Here is a 13,782-nt window from a genome sequence, read left to right as displayed (position 1 = left end):
TGATCCACGATGCTGCTGTCCGAACTCTTCGGCGCACCGGAGCTCGGTCTGCGTCTGCTGTTCCAGGCGCAGGACGCCTCGGACCGCCCGATCGGCCGCCTCGTCACCACCGACTTGCTTGAGCCCGGCAACTACCTGAGCGGCGGCGAACTGGTCCTGACCGGTCTGGTCTGGCGCCGCGGTCCCACCGACAGCGAGACGTTCGTGGCCTCGGTCGCCGGACGCGGCGCGACGACGATCCTGGCCGGGAAGGCGCTCTTCGGCACGATCCCGCAGGATCTGGTCGATGCATGCCGCCGGCATCAGTTGACGCTGCTCGAGGTGCCGACCGAGGTCGCGTTCGCCGACGTCACCGAGTACGTCGCGGCCGCCTCCGACAGCGGCGCGCGACTCTCCGCGAGCCTGGTCCGGCAGCGGCAGCTGCTCTCGGCGATCGCCTCCGGGCGCAGCCTGGACGAGCTCGCGGCGCAGATCTCGGCCGACATCGGCCACACCTGTCGGGTGATCACGGCGACCGGGCGGCACGTCGTACCGGGGCCGGAGCCGCTCGACGACCTCACCCTCGACGCGGTGACGCGGCGCTTCCTGACTGCGGACCGGACACCGGCGGTCGCGGACGCGGGCGACGCGGCGTACAGCGTGTTCCCGGTCGGGTCCGGGCTGGGCAACCGGCTGACCGCCTGGCTGCTGGTGATCGAGGGCGACCACTCGACCTGGCCGCGCGACCAGGTCGAGACCGTGCACGAGCTGTGCGCGATCGCCGCCCTCGACCGCGTACGCCGTGACGAGGGCCGGCTCGCGCTGCGTCCGCTGATGGCCGACGCGCTCAGCCTGGTCGAGTCCGGCGGCCCGTTGCCCGAGGTCACCACCCGGCTACGCCAAGCAGGCGCCCAGCCGGAGCGCCCGCTCGTGGTTGTGGTTGCCGAGCTGCTCACGCCGCAGCCCGCAGATCAGGCACCGCGCGACGCAGGGTCGGCCGAGGTGGCTGTGACTGTGTTCGAAGATGTTGCCGGAACAATCGGACCGGCCACCGTCGCACCCGGACGTGACGGGCTCCTCATCGGATTGTTGCCCTGGACATCTGATCTCCCCGTTCTGCTCCGGCGCGCTTTCGGCCGGCTTGCGCCCGGTCTCGGAAGGTCACGCATCGCCGTCGGTATCAGCGGCGAGACCGCCGTCGACGCCCTCGCCGGCGCCCTCGAGGAAGCCCGCTTCGCCCACCGCGTCGCCCGCGCGGGCACCACTCCCGTCTCCGTCGTCACCTCCGACCAGGTCGCCTCCCACGTTCTCCTGCTCGCCACCGTCCCGGACGACGTACGCCGGACCTACACGCACCGCGTGCTCGGCCCGGTGCTCGAGCACGACCGCAAGACCGGTGGCGAGCTGCTCGCCACCCTGCGCGAGTTCCTCGCCTGCTCCGGCTCCTGGTCCCGGACCGCCGAAGCGATGCACCTGCACGTCAACACGGTCCGGTACCGGATCGAACGCGTAGAGCAACTGACCGGTCGCGATCTGTCCCAGCTGGAGGACAAGATCGACGTGTTCCTCGCGCTGAAATCCCTCTGACCCGCGCTCTTTGGGTGATCGCACAGATCCGGGCCCACCCCGGCGGCCGATCTTCGGAGGTTCGTCGATAGCCCGCGACTGCGGGGTGAACGCAAGCTGTCGTGCAGGTCACAATCCGCCGCCGACCCCTTGGAGGGTGTTCGATGAAGGCAGCCCTGCGCCCCCGCCGCCACACCGCTCGTCATCCCGTCGACGAGGTGATGTCCCCCGGGCGGCTCGCCGTCTACGGCACCCAGCACGTGCTCGCGTTCTACGCCGGCGCGGTGATCGTCCCGATCCTGCTGGCGAACTCGATCGGCCTCACCACCGAGCAGCTGGTGCACCTGATCAACGCCGACCTGTTCACCTGCGGCATCGCCTCGATCATCCAGTCCGTCGGGTTCTGGAAGGTCGGCGTCCGGCTCCCGCTGCTGCAGGGTGTCACCTTCACGGCGGTCTCGCCGATGATCGCGATCGGCCTGGCCGCGGGCGGTGGGACCGACGGCCTGCTGGTCATCTACGGCGCCGTCCTGGTGGCCGGTCTCGCGACGTTCTTCATCGCACCGTTCTTCAGCCGGCTGATCCGCTTCTTCCCGCCGGTCGTCACCGGCTCGGTGATCACGATCATCGGGCTGGCGCTGCTGCCGGTCGCGGCCGCGGACGCCACCGGCGGTGCCGGTCCGACCTCGGACCCGACCAGCGGCAAGAACCTCGCGTACGCCCTGGGCACGCTCGCGCTGATCGTGCTGATCCAGCGCGTCTTCAAGGGCTTCATGGCGACGGTCGCCGTACTGGTCGGCCTGGTCGTCGGCACGCTGGTCGCCTGGGCGCTCGGGGACGCCCACTTCGGCGCCGTCGCCGACTCCGGCTGGGTCGGAGTGACGACACCGTTCTACTTCGGCTGGCCGCAGTTCTCGGTCGCCGCGATCATCTCGATGGTCGTCGTGATGCTGATCACCGCGGTGGAGACGACTGGGGACGTCTTCGCGACCGGTGAGATCGTCGAGAAGCGGATCGGCCGCGAGGACATCGCCCGGGCGCTGCGCGCCGACGGCCTGGCCACCACGATCGGCGGCGTCTTCAACTCGTTCCCGTACACCTGCTTCGCCGAGAACGTCGGACTGGTCCGCCTGACCCGCGTGAAGAGCCGCTGGGTGGTCGCCGCGGCCGGCGTCATCATGATCATCCTGGGCCTGCTGCCGAAGGCCGGCGCGATCGTGGCCGGCATCCCGCACCCGGTTCTGGGTGGCGCCGCGCTGGCGATGTTCGCCACGGTCGCGGTGGTCGGGTTCCAGACGCTGACCAAGGTCGACTTCCACGACCACCGCAACGTGGTGATCGTCGCGACCAGCGTCGGGCTGGCGATGTACGTGACCGCGCAGCCGCAGGTCGCGCAGGCGGTGCCGGACTGGGCCGAGATCATCTTCGGCAGCGGCATCACGCTCGGCAGCCTGACCGCGATCCTGCTGAACCTGCTCTTCCACCACGTCGGCAAGGACTTCGGCCCGGCCGTCGCCGGACAGCCGGGTGAGGGCTCGGTCCGGCTGGACCAGGTGAACAAGATGTCGCGCGAGGAGTTCGTCGAGACCTTCGCCGGGCTGTTCCAGGGCCCGCGCTGGATGGTCGAGCGGGCCTGGGACATGCGGCCGTTCACCGACACGCACGCGCTACGGCGGTCCTTCCAGGAGGCGCTGTTCTCCGGCTCGGTCGAGGAGCAGCGTGAGCTGATCCGCTCGTACCCGCAGCTCGGGTCGCAGCTGGTCGCGGACGGGCTGACCGGCGAGGCGTCGCTGCGGGACCAGGCGACCCGCGGGCTGACCTTCCTGGCCGAGCCCGAGCGCGACGAGCTGTCGGCGATCACCGAGCAGTACGAGCAGCGCTTCGGCTTCCCGCTGGTGATCTCGGTCCGGGACGCGGACTCGTTCGCCCGGATCGTCGAGCAGGGCCGTGAACGGCTCGGCAACTGCGAGAACCAGGAGCACGCCGCGGCGTTGCTGGAGATCGCGAAGATCGCCGGCTTCCGCTTCGACGACTTCCTGACCGACGCCAACCCGATCCACAGTGCACGAACCAGCAGGTGGGGCAGCAACTGATGAGTACGACGATCAAGGTCAACGGCAACCAGCTCTCGCTGGACGGCGCGAGCGTCCACACCACGGTCCTGGACTGGCTCCGCGACCGCGGGCTGACCGGAGCGAAGGAGGGCTGCGCCGAGGGTGAGTGCGGCGCCTGCTCGATCCTGGTCGCCCGGCCGGGCATCGACAGCCCGACCGAGTGGACCGCGGTCAACGCCTGCCTGATCCCGGCCGCCGCGCTGGACGGGCAGGAGCTGATCACCGCGGAGGGGTTGGGCAGCAGCGCCGACCTGCACCCGGTCCAGCAGGAGATGGCCGTTCGGGGCGGCTCGCAGTGCGGGTTCTGTACGCCGGGCTTCATCTGCAGCATGGCCGCCGAGTACTACCGGCCGACTCGTTCTTCAACTGAGTGTGAACACGAGCACGGGCCGAACGGGTTCGACCTGCACGCGCTGAGTGGGAACTTGTGTCGGTGCACCGGCTACCGGCCGATTCGGGACGCCGCCTACGCGCTGGGCGACCCGGAGGCCGACGACTCACTTGCTGTACGGCGTACCAGTGCTCCCCCGGCGCCCGTGGCGACCCGGATCGAGTCCGACGGCGCCGAGTTCGTCCGGCCCGCGCGGCTGGACGAAGTACTGGACGTGATCGCCGAGTGCCCAGAGGCGAAGATCGTCGCCGGGTCGACCGACGCGGGCGTCGAGGTGAACCTGCGCGGCGTCCGCTCCCCGCTCGTGGTCGCCGTCGACCGGCTGACCGAGCTGCGCGAGTTCTCCGTCGGCGACGACGAGATCCGGCTCGGCGCTGCTCTGACGCTCACCGAGATCGAGCGGATGCTCGCCGGCCGCGTCCCGCTGCTGGCGCAGCTCTTCCCGCAGTTCGCCTCCCGGCTGATCCGCAACGGCGCCACGATCGGCGGCAACCTCGGCACCGGCTCCCCGATCGGTGACACCCCACCGGCGCTGCTCGCCCTCGACGCCTCCCTCGTCCTGGCCTCGCGCCGCGGCGAGCGGGTCGTCGCGCTGGCCGACTACTTCACCGGCTACCGGCAAACCCTCAAGGCCTCCGACGAGCTGATCCGCACGATCGTGATCCCGCGCCCGCTCGCCCGGCTGACCGCGTTCCACAAGATCGCCAAGCGCCGCTTCGACGACATCTCCAGCGTGGCCGTCGGCTACGCGTTCGACATCGCCGACGGGGTCATCAGTCAGGCGAGGATCGGCCTCGGCGGCGTCGCGGCGACACCGCTGCGCGCCACCGCGACCGAGCAGGCACTCATCGGCCGGCCGTGGACCGACCGCACCATCCGCGAGGCGGCCGCCGTACTGGCGACCGAGGGCACCCCGATGGACGACCACCGCGCGAGCGCGTCGTACCGGTCGGCGATGCTCGGCCAGTCGCTGCTCCGCTTCCATGCCCAGCAACTCGACGTCGAGGGGGTCAGCGCATGAGCCAGCTGTCCGAGCGCCCCGCCCAGGCCGTCGTCGGCGTACCGCTCCCACACGAGAGCGCCGCGCTGCACGTCACCGGCGAGGCCCTGTACACCGACGACCTGGTCGTCCGGACCCGCGACGTCCTGCACGCCTACCCGGTGCAGTCACCGCACGCGCACGCCCGGATCGTCGAGCTGCGGGTCAAGCCGGCGTACGACGTACCGGGGGTGGTTCGCGTGCTCACCTCCGAGGACGTCCCGGGCGTGAACGACGCCGGGGTGAAGCACGACGAGCCGCTCTTCCCGAACGAAGAGGTGATGTTCCACGGCCACGCGATCTGCTGGGTGCTCGGCGAGACCCTGGAGGCCGCACGGCTCGGCGCGGCGGCCGTCGAGGTCGAGTACGACGAGCTGCCGTCCTTGATCGGCGTCCGCGAAGCAATTGCCGCAGGCAACTTCCAGGGCACCGGCCGGCACCTCGAGCACGGTGACGTCGAGGCGGCCTTCGGCACCGCGGCGCACGTGTTCGAGGGCGAGTTCGAGTTCGCCGGCCAGGAGCACTTCTACCTGGAGACGCACGTCGCGCTGGCGCTGGTCGACGAGGGCGGGCAGATCTTCGTGCAGAGCAGCACGCAGCACCCGTCGGAGACCCAGGAGATCGTTGCGCACGTGCTCGGCGTCGCCAGCCACGCGGTCACCGTGCAGTGCCTGCGGATGGGCGGCGGCTTCGGCGGCAAGGAGATGCAGCCGCACGGGTTCGCCGCGATCGCGGCGCTCGGCGCGACGCTGACCGGGCGGCCGGTCCGGCTGCGACTGAACCGCACCCAGGACGTCACGATGTCCGGCAAGCGGCACGGCTTCCACAGCCGCTGGCGGGTCGGCTTCGACGACGACGGCCACCTGCTCGCGCTCGACGCGACGCTCACCGCCGACGGCGGCTGGAGCCTCGACCTGTCCGAGCCGGTGCTGGCGCGCGCGATGTGCCACATCGACAACGCCTACTGGATCCCGAACGTGCGCGTCGACGGGCAGATCGCGAAGACCAACAAGACGTCGCAGACCGCGTTCCGCGGGTTCGGCGGGCCGCAGGGCATGCTCGTGATCGAGGACGTGCTCGGGCGCTGCGCGCCCCTGCTCGGGTACGACGCGATGGAGCTGCGCCGGCGCAACCTGTACCAGCCCGGCCACACCACGCCGTACGGGCAACCGGTGCGGCACGCCGAGCGGCTGGAGGCGTGCTGGAGCGAGGTGCTGCGCGGCGGTGAGATCGCGCGGCGGCAGGCCGAGATCTCACGGTTCAACGCGTCGCATCCCCACCTGAAGCGCGCGATCGCGGCGACGCCGGTCAAGTTCGGGATCTCGTTCAACCTGACCGCGTTCAACCAGGCGGGTGCGCTGGTGCACGTCTACAAGGACGGGTCGGTGCTGATCAACCACGGCGGCACCGAGATGGGCCAGGGTCTGCACACGAAGATGCTGCAGGTCGCCGCCACGACGCTCGGCGTACCGCTGGAACGGGTGCGGCTGGCGCCGACCCGGACCGACAAGGTCCCGAACACGTCGGCGACGGCCGCGAGCTCAGGCGCGGACCTGAACGGCGCCGCGATCAAGAACGCGTGCGAGCAGATCCGCGAGCGGCTCGCGCAGGTCGCCGGCGGGCGGCTCGGGATCGGTGCGCACGACGTGCGGTTCGTCGATGGGGTCGTGCGCGGGCTCTCGGGTGACGGCGTGCCGTGGGAGGAGATCGTCAGCGCGGCGTACTTCCAGCGGGTGCAGCTCTGGGCGGCCGGCTTCTACCGGACCGAGGGCCTGCACTGGGACGCCAACGCGATGCACGGCGAGCCGTTCAAGTACTTCGCGTACGGCGTCGCGGCGTCCGAGGTCGAGGTGGACGCGTTCACCGGCAGCTACACGCTGCGCCGGGTCGACATCGTGCACGACGTCGGCGACAGCCTGAGCCCGCTGATCGACATCGGCCAGATCGAGGGCGGCTTCGTCCAGGGCGCCGGGTGGCTCACGCTGGAGGATCTGCGCTGGGACGAGTCGAGCGGGCCCCATCGTGGCCGGCTCGCCACCCAGGCAGCCAGCACGTACAAGCTGCCGAGCTTCTCGGAGATGCCGCAGGTGTTCAACGTGCATTTACTGGAGAAGGCGCATGAGGACGGCGCGGTCTACGGCTCCAAGGCGGTTGGTGAGCCGCCGCTGATGCTGGCGTTCTCGGTGCGGGAGGCGCTACGGCAAGCAGCGGCGGCGTTCGGCCCAGAGGGCACGAGCGTCGACCTGCCCTCGCCGGCCACCCCGGAAGCCGTGTACTGGGCGCTCGCTGCAGCCCGCTCGTCGCTCCCCGCCGAGGCCCTGTCTTCCAACCTGAGCGGAGTGTGAGAACCGCCATGGAGTGGATGCGAGCAGTTCAGCGCCTCCGGGAGCAGCGTCAGCCTGGCGTGCTGATGACCGTCCTGTCGGTGCGTGGGCATTCGCCGCGGGAGGCGGGCGCCAAGATGGTCGTTGGTCCTCAACAGACCTGGGCGACGGTCGGCGGCGGCAACCTGGAGATGGTCGCGGTCGACCGGGCCCGGCAGATGATCGCCGAGGGAGCCACCGAGCCCGAGGTGCTGGAGTTCGCGCTGTCCGACAAGGCGCCGTACCAGCAGGCCGTGCAGTGCTGCGGCGGCGAGATGAAGCTGCTGCTGGAGCCGCTGGCCGTCGTACCGTCGGTCGCGATCTTCGGCGTCGGGCACGTCGGCCTCGAGCTGGCGCGGATCCTCGCCCGGCACGACATCGAGCTGCACCTGATCGACTCCCGGCCCGACCAGCTGACGGCCGAAAGATTGTCTGTCCTCGACGACGCCGTCGCCGGCGTGCACGTGCACCAGGTCCCGGTGCTCCCCGAGCTCGTCGTCGGCGAGCTCCCGCCGGGCACGCACGCCCTGGTGATGACCCACGACCACGCCGAGGACGCCGCCCTCTGCGACGCCGCGATCCGCAACGAGCAGCTGGCGACGATCGGCCTGATCGGCTCCAGCGCCAAGTGGACGCGTTTTCAGCGCAAGCTCGCCGAGGACGGCAACCCGCCCGAGGCGATCGCCAGGATCACCACCCCGATCGGTCTGCCGGACCTGCCCGGCAAGGAGCCGGCCACCATCGCCGTCAGCGTGGCGGCCCGGCTGCTCCAGGAATTCAATGCCGAGCGCAACCAAGCGCCGGCCAGAAGTGAGGCACAAGCATGACTGTACCAATGCCGTGCCTCCGGCACGGCGGGTCATTGGGCTGGAACTCCCAGCCTTCCCTCGTCGCTCCGGTCGCTTCGCTCCCTCCACTCCTCAGTCCAGGCCGGGAGGCCCAATGACCATGTTCCGAGGCACGTTCCTCGACACCCCGGCCAACCCGTTCACCGGCGGCACCCTGCGGGTCGCCACCGACGCCGCGCTGCTGGTGGTCGACGGGGTGATCCAGGCCCGCGGCCCGTACGCCGAGCTGCGCCGCGCGCACCCGGCCGAGCAGGTCGTCGACCTGACCGGCGGGCTGGTGCTGCCGGGGTTCGTCGACACGCACGTGCACTTCCCGCAGATCCGCGCGGTCGGCGGGATGGGGATGCCGCTGATGGAGTGGCTGGACAAGTACGCGCTGCCGGAGGAAGCACGGATGGCCGACCCGGCGTACGCCGGCAGCGTCGCCGACGAGTTCGTCCGCGGTCTCGCGGCGGCCGGGACGACGAGCGCGCTGGTCTTCGGCGCCCACTACGTCGATGCGATGGACACGCTGTTCGCCGCTGCCTCCCGGGTCGGGCTGCGGGTCACCAGCGGCCTGGTCGTGAGCGATCGGCTGCTGCGTCCCGACCTGCTGACCACGCCCGACCGCGCGCACGCGGACTCCGTCGCGCTCGCTTCGCGGTGGCACGGCGTCGGGCGCAACCGGTACGCCGTGACGCCGCGCTTCTCGCTGTCCTGCACCGACGAGCTGCTCGCCGCCTGCCACGCCGTACTGGACGACGTACCGGACGCCTGGTTCACCTCGCACCTGAACGAGAACGACGCCGAGATCGCGACCGTCGCCGAGCTGTTCGGCGGCAGCGACTACCTGAGCACGTACGACAAGCACGGGCTGGTCGGCCGGCGCAGCGTCTTCGCGCACAACGTGCACCCGACCGACGTCGAGCTGAAGCTGCTCGGGACCAGCGGCGCGACCGTCGCGCACTGCCCGACCAGCAACGCCGCGCTCGGCAGCGGGCTGTTCCCGATCGGCCGGCACCTCGACCACGGCGTACGGGTCGCGCTCGGTTCGGACGTCGGCGCGGGCACCGGCTTCTCGCTGCTCAAGGAGGGCCTGCAGGCGTACTTCTGCCAGCAGCTGCTCGGCGACCACGGCCACCCGCTGACCTCGGCGCACCTGTTGCACCTGGCAACGGCTGCCGGGGCCGAGGCGCTCGGCCTGGACGAGGTCGGCGATCTCAGCGTCGGCAAGCGCTTCGACGCCCAGCTGCTGCGGCCCGCCGACAGCTCGCCGCTGGCCGTCGGCATCACGCACGCGGCCGACGCCGAAGAGGTGCTGGCCCGGATCTTCACGCTCGGCACCCCGGCCGACGTGCGCGCCGTCTGGATCGACGGCGAACTGCTGACCACTGGGGAGAACTGATGGATCTGCGCGCCTTCAACTCCGGGCCGGCCGACCGGCTGAGACCGATGCTGGCCGCCTGCTGCGACGTCGACCGCTGGGTCGAGCGCGTGCTCGCCGGCCGCCCGTACGACGACCTCGCGGCGCTGACCGCAGTCGCGAGCCGGACCGCGGAGACGTTCAGCGACGCCGAGGTCGACAAGGCGCTCGCCGCGCACCCGCGGATCGGTGACCGGGCCAACGGCAACGGGACCGAGGCCGCGTGGTCGCGGGCCGAGCAGTCCGGGGTCGGCGACGACGCTTCGGTGCGGGCCTCGCTTGCCGAGGGCAACCGAGCGTACGAGCAACGGTTCGGGCGGGTCTTCCTGATCTGCGCGACCGGGCTGTCGGCGGCCGAGATGCTGGCGTCGCTGCGCGAGCGGCTGGGCAACGACGACGCGACCGAGCGGGCCGTCGTACGGGACGAGCTGCGCAAGATCGCCGTGCTCCGGCTGACCAAGGTCGTCGACCAGGAGGTGGGAGTGTGAGCACCGTCAGCACGCACGTCCTCGACACCGCGCTCGGGCGACCGGCGCGCGGCGTACCGGTCCGGCTGTCCCGGATCGGGACCGAACGCCCGGGCGACCGGGCCGCCGACCTGGTCGTCGAGCTCGGGTCCGGCCGGACCAACGACGACGGCCGGGTCAACGACCTGACCCCGCACGGGCTCGCGCCCGGCACGTACCAGCTCTGGTTCGACGTCGCCGCCTACGCGGCCGCGTCCGGCCAGGAGATCTTCTTCCCCGAGGTCACCGTGACCTTCACGATCACCGACGAGCGGCACCACCACGTCCCGCTGCTGCTCAGTCCGTTCGCCTTTTCCACCTATCGAGGGAGCTGACCCGATGGCGATCCACCTGGGAGCCAACCAGTACGGCAAGGCCGAGAGCCGCGTCGTCCGCATCTACCGTGACACCGCCCGCCACCAGATCCGCGACCTGAACGTCTCCTCCGCGCTGCGCGGCCGCTTCGAGGACGCGCACACCACCGGCGACCAGGCCGAGGTGCTGCCGACCGACACCCAGAAGAACACCGCGTTCGCGTTCGCCAAGGAGAAGGGCGTCGGCGCCATCGAGGACTTCGCGCTGACCCTCGGCGACCACTTCCTCGAGGCGACGCCGGCCGCCGACGGCGCCCGGATCGCGGTCGAGGAGTACCCGTGGGAGCGGATCGTCGCCGACGGGCAGGAGCACGACCACTCCTTCGTCCGCTCCGGCAGCGGCGTCCGGTCGACGATCGTCAACGTCGAGGGCCGGGGCGCCGAGCGTACGGCGTACGTGGTGTCGGGCATCCACGACCTGGTGGTGCTGAAGTCGACCGGGTCGGAGTTCCACGGGTTCCGCAAGGACAAGTACACGACCCTGCCGGAGACCGACGACCGGATCCTGGCCACCTCCCTGGTCGCGCGCTGGCGCTACGACCACACCGACGTCGACTGGGACAAGTCGTACGACGGGATCAAGGCGCTGCTGCTCGAGCAGTTCGCGAAGATCCACAGCTACGCGTTGCAGCAGACGCTGTACGGGATGGGCTCGGCGGTGCTCGAGCAGCATCCCGAGGTCGCCGAGATCAAGTTCTCGGCGCCGAACAAGCACCACTTCCTGGTCGACCTGTCGCCGTTCGGGGTGGACAACCCCGGCGAGGTCTTCATCGCCGCCGATCGCCCGTACGGGCTGATCGAGGCGACCGTCGTGCGCGACGACGCTTCCGACGCCGGGAGCGCTTGGCACGCCGTACCGGGGTTCTGCTGAGCTCGATGGCCGAGCGCGGCACTGTGACGACCGTCGTCGAATCGGCGGCGGTCGTCACCCTCGATCCTCACCGGCGGGAGTTCACGACCGGTCATGTAGTTGTCCAGGGCAATCAGATTGTTGCTGTCGGCGCCGGTCCGGCGCCGGCGTACGAAGGGGCTCGGGTGGTGGACGGGCGGGGGTGCGTGGTCACGCCCGGGTTCGTCAACACGCACCAGCACCTGTACCAGTGGGTGACTCGCGGGCTGGTGCCGGATGCCGGGTTGTTCCGGTGGCTGACGACGCTGTACCCCGCGTGGGCGGGGATCGACGAGGAGTCGGTGCATGTCGCCGCGACGGGCGCGCTGGGGCAGCTGGCGCTGACGGGGTGTACGACGGCCTTCGACCACCATTACGTGTTTCCGCGCGATGGTGGTGACCTGTTGGGGGCCGAGATCCGCGCCGCCGCGGAGGTCGGGCTTCGCTTCCATCCCTCGCGCGGGTCGATGGACCTGAGCGAGAAGGACGGTGGGTTGCCGCCCGACTCGGTTGTGCAGGACCGCGACGAGATCCTGCTCGCCACCGAGGCGGCGATCGACCGCTGGCACGATCCTTCGTTCGGCTCGATGCTGCAGGTCGCCGTCGCGCCGTGCTCGCCGTTCAGCGTCACGACCGAACTGCTCCGCGAGGCGGCTGGGCTCGCGCGGCGTCGCGGCGTACGGCTGCACACCCACCTGGCCGAAACCACCGACGAATCAGCCTGGTGCGCCGACCGCTTCAGCTGCACCCCCGCGGAGTACGCTGAATCCGTCGGCTGGCTCGGACCCGACGTGTGGTTCGCCCACGGCATCCACTTCACCGACGCCGACCTCAAGCAACTCGCCTCGACCGGCACCGGCGTAGCCCACTGCCCATCCTCCAACGCCCGCCTGGGCGCCGGCATCGCCCGCACCGCCGACCTCCGCGCTGCCGGCGTACCGGTCGGCCTGGGCGTAGACGGCGCCGCCAGCAACGAAGCCGGCTCCCTCCTGGAAGAACTCCGCCACGCCGTCCTCTTCGCCCGAGCCCGAGGCGGCCCGGAGTCCTTGACCGTCCGAGCAGCCCTCGAAATGGCCACCCTGGAAGGCGCCCGCCTCCTGGGCCGCTCCCACGAAATCGGCTCCCTGGAACCAGGCAAACTAGCCGACCTCGCCCTCTGGCGCCTAGACACCCTCCCCCACGCCGGCATTACCGACCCAGTCGCCGCCCTGGTCCTGGGCGCACCCCCGCCGCTGCAACTCCTCCTCGTCAACGGCCAACCAGTAGTCGAGAACAACCACCTGGTCAGGGTCGACGAGTCAGCGGTAGCCACCCAGGTCGCCCGCACCCAACAGGCGCTCCTCGCCAAAGCCGGTTGACCACGCGTCGGCGGGCGGCCCCGCGCCGGGCGCCGACGCCCACCACCCACCAACCGCCATCGGCAGACACCCACCACTGATCAACCCCGCGCAATCCACGCTCGGCGCGCTCAGGCGACCCCACAAGCCACCCCCACCAGCCGACCGCGACGCCTCGTTCCATACCGAACGTCCACGCCCCGGGCCGGCCACAAGAGAAGACGGTCGACCACCCGCGGCGGGCACCCCTGCACCGCGAGACGCTGTAACTGACTTGCCCAAGGCAACCAACGGGGGCGAGCTGCAGGCACCGGCATCCGGCCGGCGTCGGCCTCACCGAGCTCGCCACCGCCCGCCCGCCGCACCCGCCGACGCCCACCACCCACCAACCGCCACAGGCAGACATCCACCACGCTCAACCCCACCTCCAGCTCCCTCCACCAGCCGACTTACACGGTGCTGGGCGACGGGCCTGGCCAGGCAGCCACCGCGAGACCGAGGCCATCAACCCAAAGCGCACTCTCACACGGACACCCACCACTCACCAACCCTGCGCAGCCCACATCTGGCACGCTCAGACCTGTCCCCCGCGCGGCCTGCCAGGGAGGTTAGTGAGTGGTGCACGTCCGCCGCCGGCAACGCACCCGCTCACAGACGCCCAACCGGCGGCCGCACGAACCCACCCCCACTAACCCGATCACCCGGCGCCGTGCCCACCGGCGCCTCACCCGGCGACCGAGGGCGTGAGCGCGGCGCGGACTCGGAACGGGCGCAGAGTCCGCGCGAGTGCGGGCACGGCGAGGGAGCACAGTCGGCGCGGATGCGGGCGCGGCGCGGTCTCGGCGCGGGCACGGGCGCGGGTCGCCGTGGGCCGGCGCGGGGGCGGTGCGGGTCGCCGAGGGCGCGGTGCGAGGCCAGGGCCGGCTCGGCCCGTGCTCCCACACCGACACCCACCACTGACCAACCCTGCGCAA

10 protein-coding genes are annotated in these 13,782 nt (G+C 71.1%); all 10 read left to right on the top strand.

Annotation, left to right across the window (positions count from 1 at the left end):
• The first annotated feature begins 9 nt into the window (after positions 1 to 9).
• The 10 genes from AB0M01_RS25645 (at position 10) to AB0M01_RS25600 (ending at position 12,829) form a co-directional block, all read left to right on the top strand.
• Positions 10 to 1,566 carry a helix-turn-helix domain-containing protein gene (locus AB0M01_RS25645; RefSeq protein WP_363673697.1) on the top strand — a complete coding sequence of 519 codons (1,557 nt, stop codon included), beginning with the start codon at positions 10 to 12 and terminating at the stop codon, positions 1,564 to 1,566.
• Positions 1,567 to 1,709: 143 nt separating this feature from the next.
• Complete coding sequence (gene uraD / locus AB0M01_RS25640; protein ID WP_363673695.1) at positions 1,710 to 3,638, top strand: 2-oxo-4-hydroxy-4-carboxy-5-ureidoimidazoline decarboxylase; 1,929 nt, start codon at positions 1,710 to 1,712, stop codon at positions 3,636 to 3,638.
• On the top strand, positions 3,638 to 5,071 hold the full coding sequence (locus tag AB0M01_RS25635; RefSeq protein ID WP_363673693.1) for an FAD binding domain-containing protein: 1,434 nt from the start codon (positions 3,638 to 3,640) through the stop codon (positions 5,069 to 5,071). The genes uraD (AB0M01_RS25640) and AB0M01_RS25635 overlap by 1 nt, the downstream gene beginning before the upstream one ends.
• Positions 5,068 to 7,434, top strand: coding sequence for a xanthine dehydrogenase molybdopterin binding subunit (gene xdhB / locus AB0M01_RS25630; RefSeq protein WP_363673691.1), 2,367 nt, complete (start codon positions 5,068 to 5,070; stop codon positions 7,432 to 7,434). Before AB0M01_RS25635 ends, xdhB begins: the two co-directional genes overlap by 4 nt.
• A 17-nt stretch (positions 7,435 to 7,451) precedes the next feature.
• Positions 7,452 to 8,279, top strand: a complete 828-nt coding sequence (gene xdhC / locus AB0M01_RS25625) for a xanthine dehydrogenase accessory protein XdhC (RefSeq protein WP_363673689.1) — start codon at positions 7,452 to 7,454, stop codon at positions 8,277 to 8,279.
• A gap of 115 nt (positions 8,280 to 8,394) precedes the next feature.
• Positions 8,395 to 9,684, top strand: a complete 1,290-nt coding sequence (gene guaD, locus AB0M01_RS25620) for a guanine deaminase (RefSeq protein WP_363673687.1) — start codon at positions 8,395 to 8,397, stop codon at positions 9,682 to 9,684.
• A complete protein-coding gene (gene uraD, locus AB0M01_RS25615; protein WP_363673685.1) occupies positions 9,684 to 10,190 on the top strand; it encodes a 2-oxo-4-hydroxy-4-carboxy-5-ureidoimidazoline decarboxylase in 507 nt (168 codons plus the stop codon). The genes guaD and uraD (AB0M01_RS25615) overlap by 1 nt, the downstream gene beginning before the upstream one ends.
• Entirely contained in the window at positions 10,187 to 10,543 is a 357-nt protein-coding gene (gene uraH, locus AB0M01_RS25610) for a hydroxyisourate hydrolase (RefSeq protein WP_363673683.1), read from the top strand. Before uraD (AB0M01_RS25615) ends, uraH begins: the two co-directional genes overlap by 4 nt.
• Positions 10,544 to 10,547: 4 nt before the next feature.
• Positions 10,548 to 11,453 (top strand): factor-independent urate hydroxylase, encoded by a 906-nt coding sequence (pucL, locus tag AB0M01_RS25605; protein WP_363673681.1) that lies wholly within the window; start codon positions 10,548 to 10,550, stop codon positions 11,451 to 11,453.
• A gap of 5 nt (positions 11,454 to 11,458) precedes the next feature.
• Positions 11,459 to 12,829, top strand: a complete 1,371-nt coding sequence (locus tag AB0M01_RS25600; RefSeq protein ID WP_363673679.1) for an 8-oxoguanine deaminase — start codon at positions 11,459 to 11,461, stop codon at positions 12,827 to 12,829.
• Positions 12,830 to 13,782 lie beyond the last annotated feature (953 nt).

It is taken from the genome of Kribbella sp. NPDC051770 (genome assembly GCF_040681455.1).
GTDB lineage: Bacteria > Actinomycetota > Actinomycetes > Propionibacteriales > Kribbellaceae > Kribbella.
This window is presented reverse-complemented; position numbering and strand designations above follow the sequence as displayed.

What these genes read in the sequence shown, in the direction of transcription:
- xdhB (WP_363673691.1), top strand. Translation starts at nt 5,068, where the DNA reads ATGAGCCAGCTGTCCGAGCGCCCCGCCCAGGCCGTCGTCGGCGTACCG.
- uraD (WP_363673685.1), top strand. Translation starts at nt 9,684, where the DNA reads ATGGATCTGCGCGCCTTCAACTCCGGGCCGGCCGACCGGCTGAGACCG.
- AB0M01_RS25645 (WP_363673697.1), top strand. Translation starts at nt 10, where the DNA reads ATGCTGCTGTCCGAACTCTTCGGCGCACCGGAGCTCGGTCTGCGTCTG.
- xdhC (WP_363673689.1), top strand. Translation starts at nt 7,452, where the DNA reads ATGCGAGCAGTTCAGCGCCTCCGGGAGCAGCGTCAGCCTGGCGTGCTG.
- guaD (WP_363673687.1), top strand. Translation starts at nt 8,395, where the DNA reads ATGACCATGTTCCGAGGCACGTTCCTCGACACCCCGGCCAACCCGTTC.
- pucL (WP_363673681.1), top strand. Translation starts at nt 10,548, where the DNA reads ATGGCGATCCACCTGGGAGCCAACCAGTACGGCAAGGCCGAGAGCCGC.
- AB0M01_RS25635 (WP_363673693.1), top strand. Translation starts at nt 3,638, where the DNA reads ATGAGTACGACGATCAAGGTCAACGGCAACCAGCTCTCGCTGGACGGC.
- AB0M01_RS25600 (WP_363673679.1), top strand. Translation starts at nt 11,459, where the DNA reads ATGGCCGAGCGCGGCACTGTGACGACCGTCGTCGAATCGGCGGCGGTC.
- uraD (WP_363673695.1), top strand. Translation starts at nt 1,710, where the DNA reads ATGAAGGCAGCCCTGCGCCCCCGCCGCCACACCGCTCGTCATCCCGTC.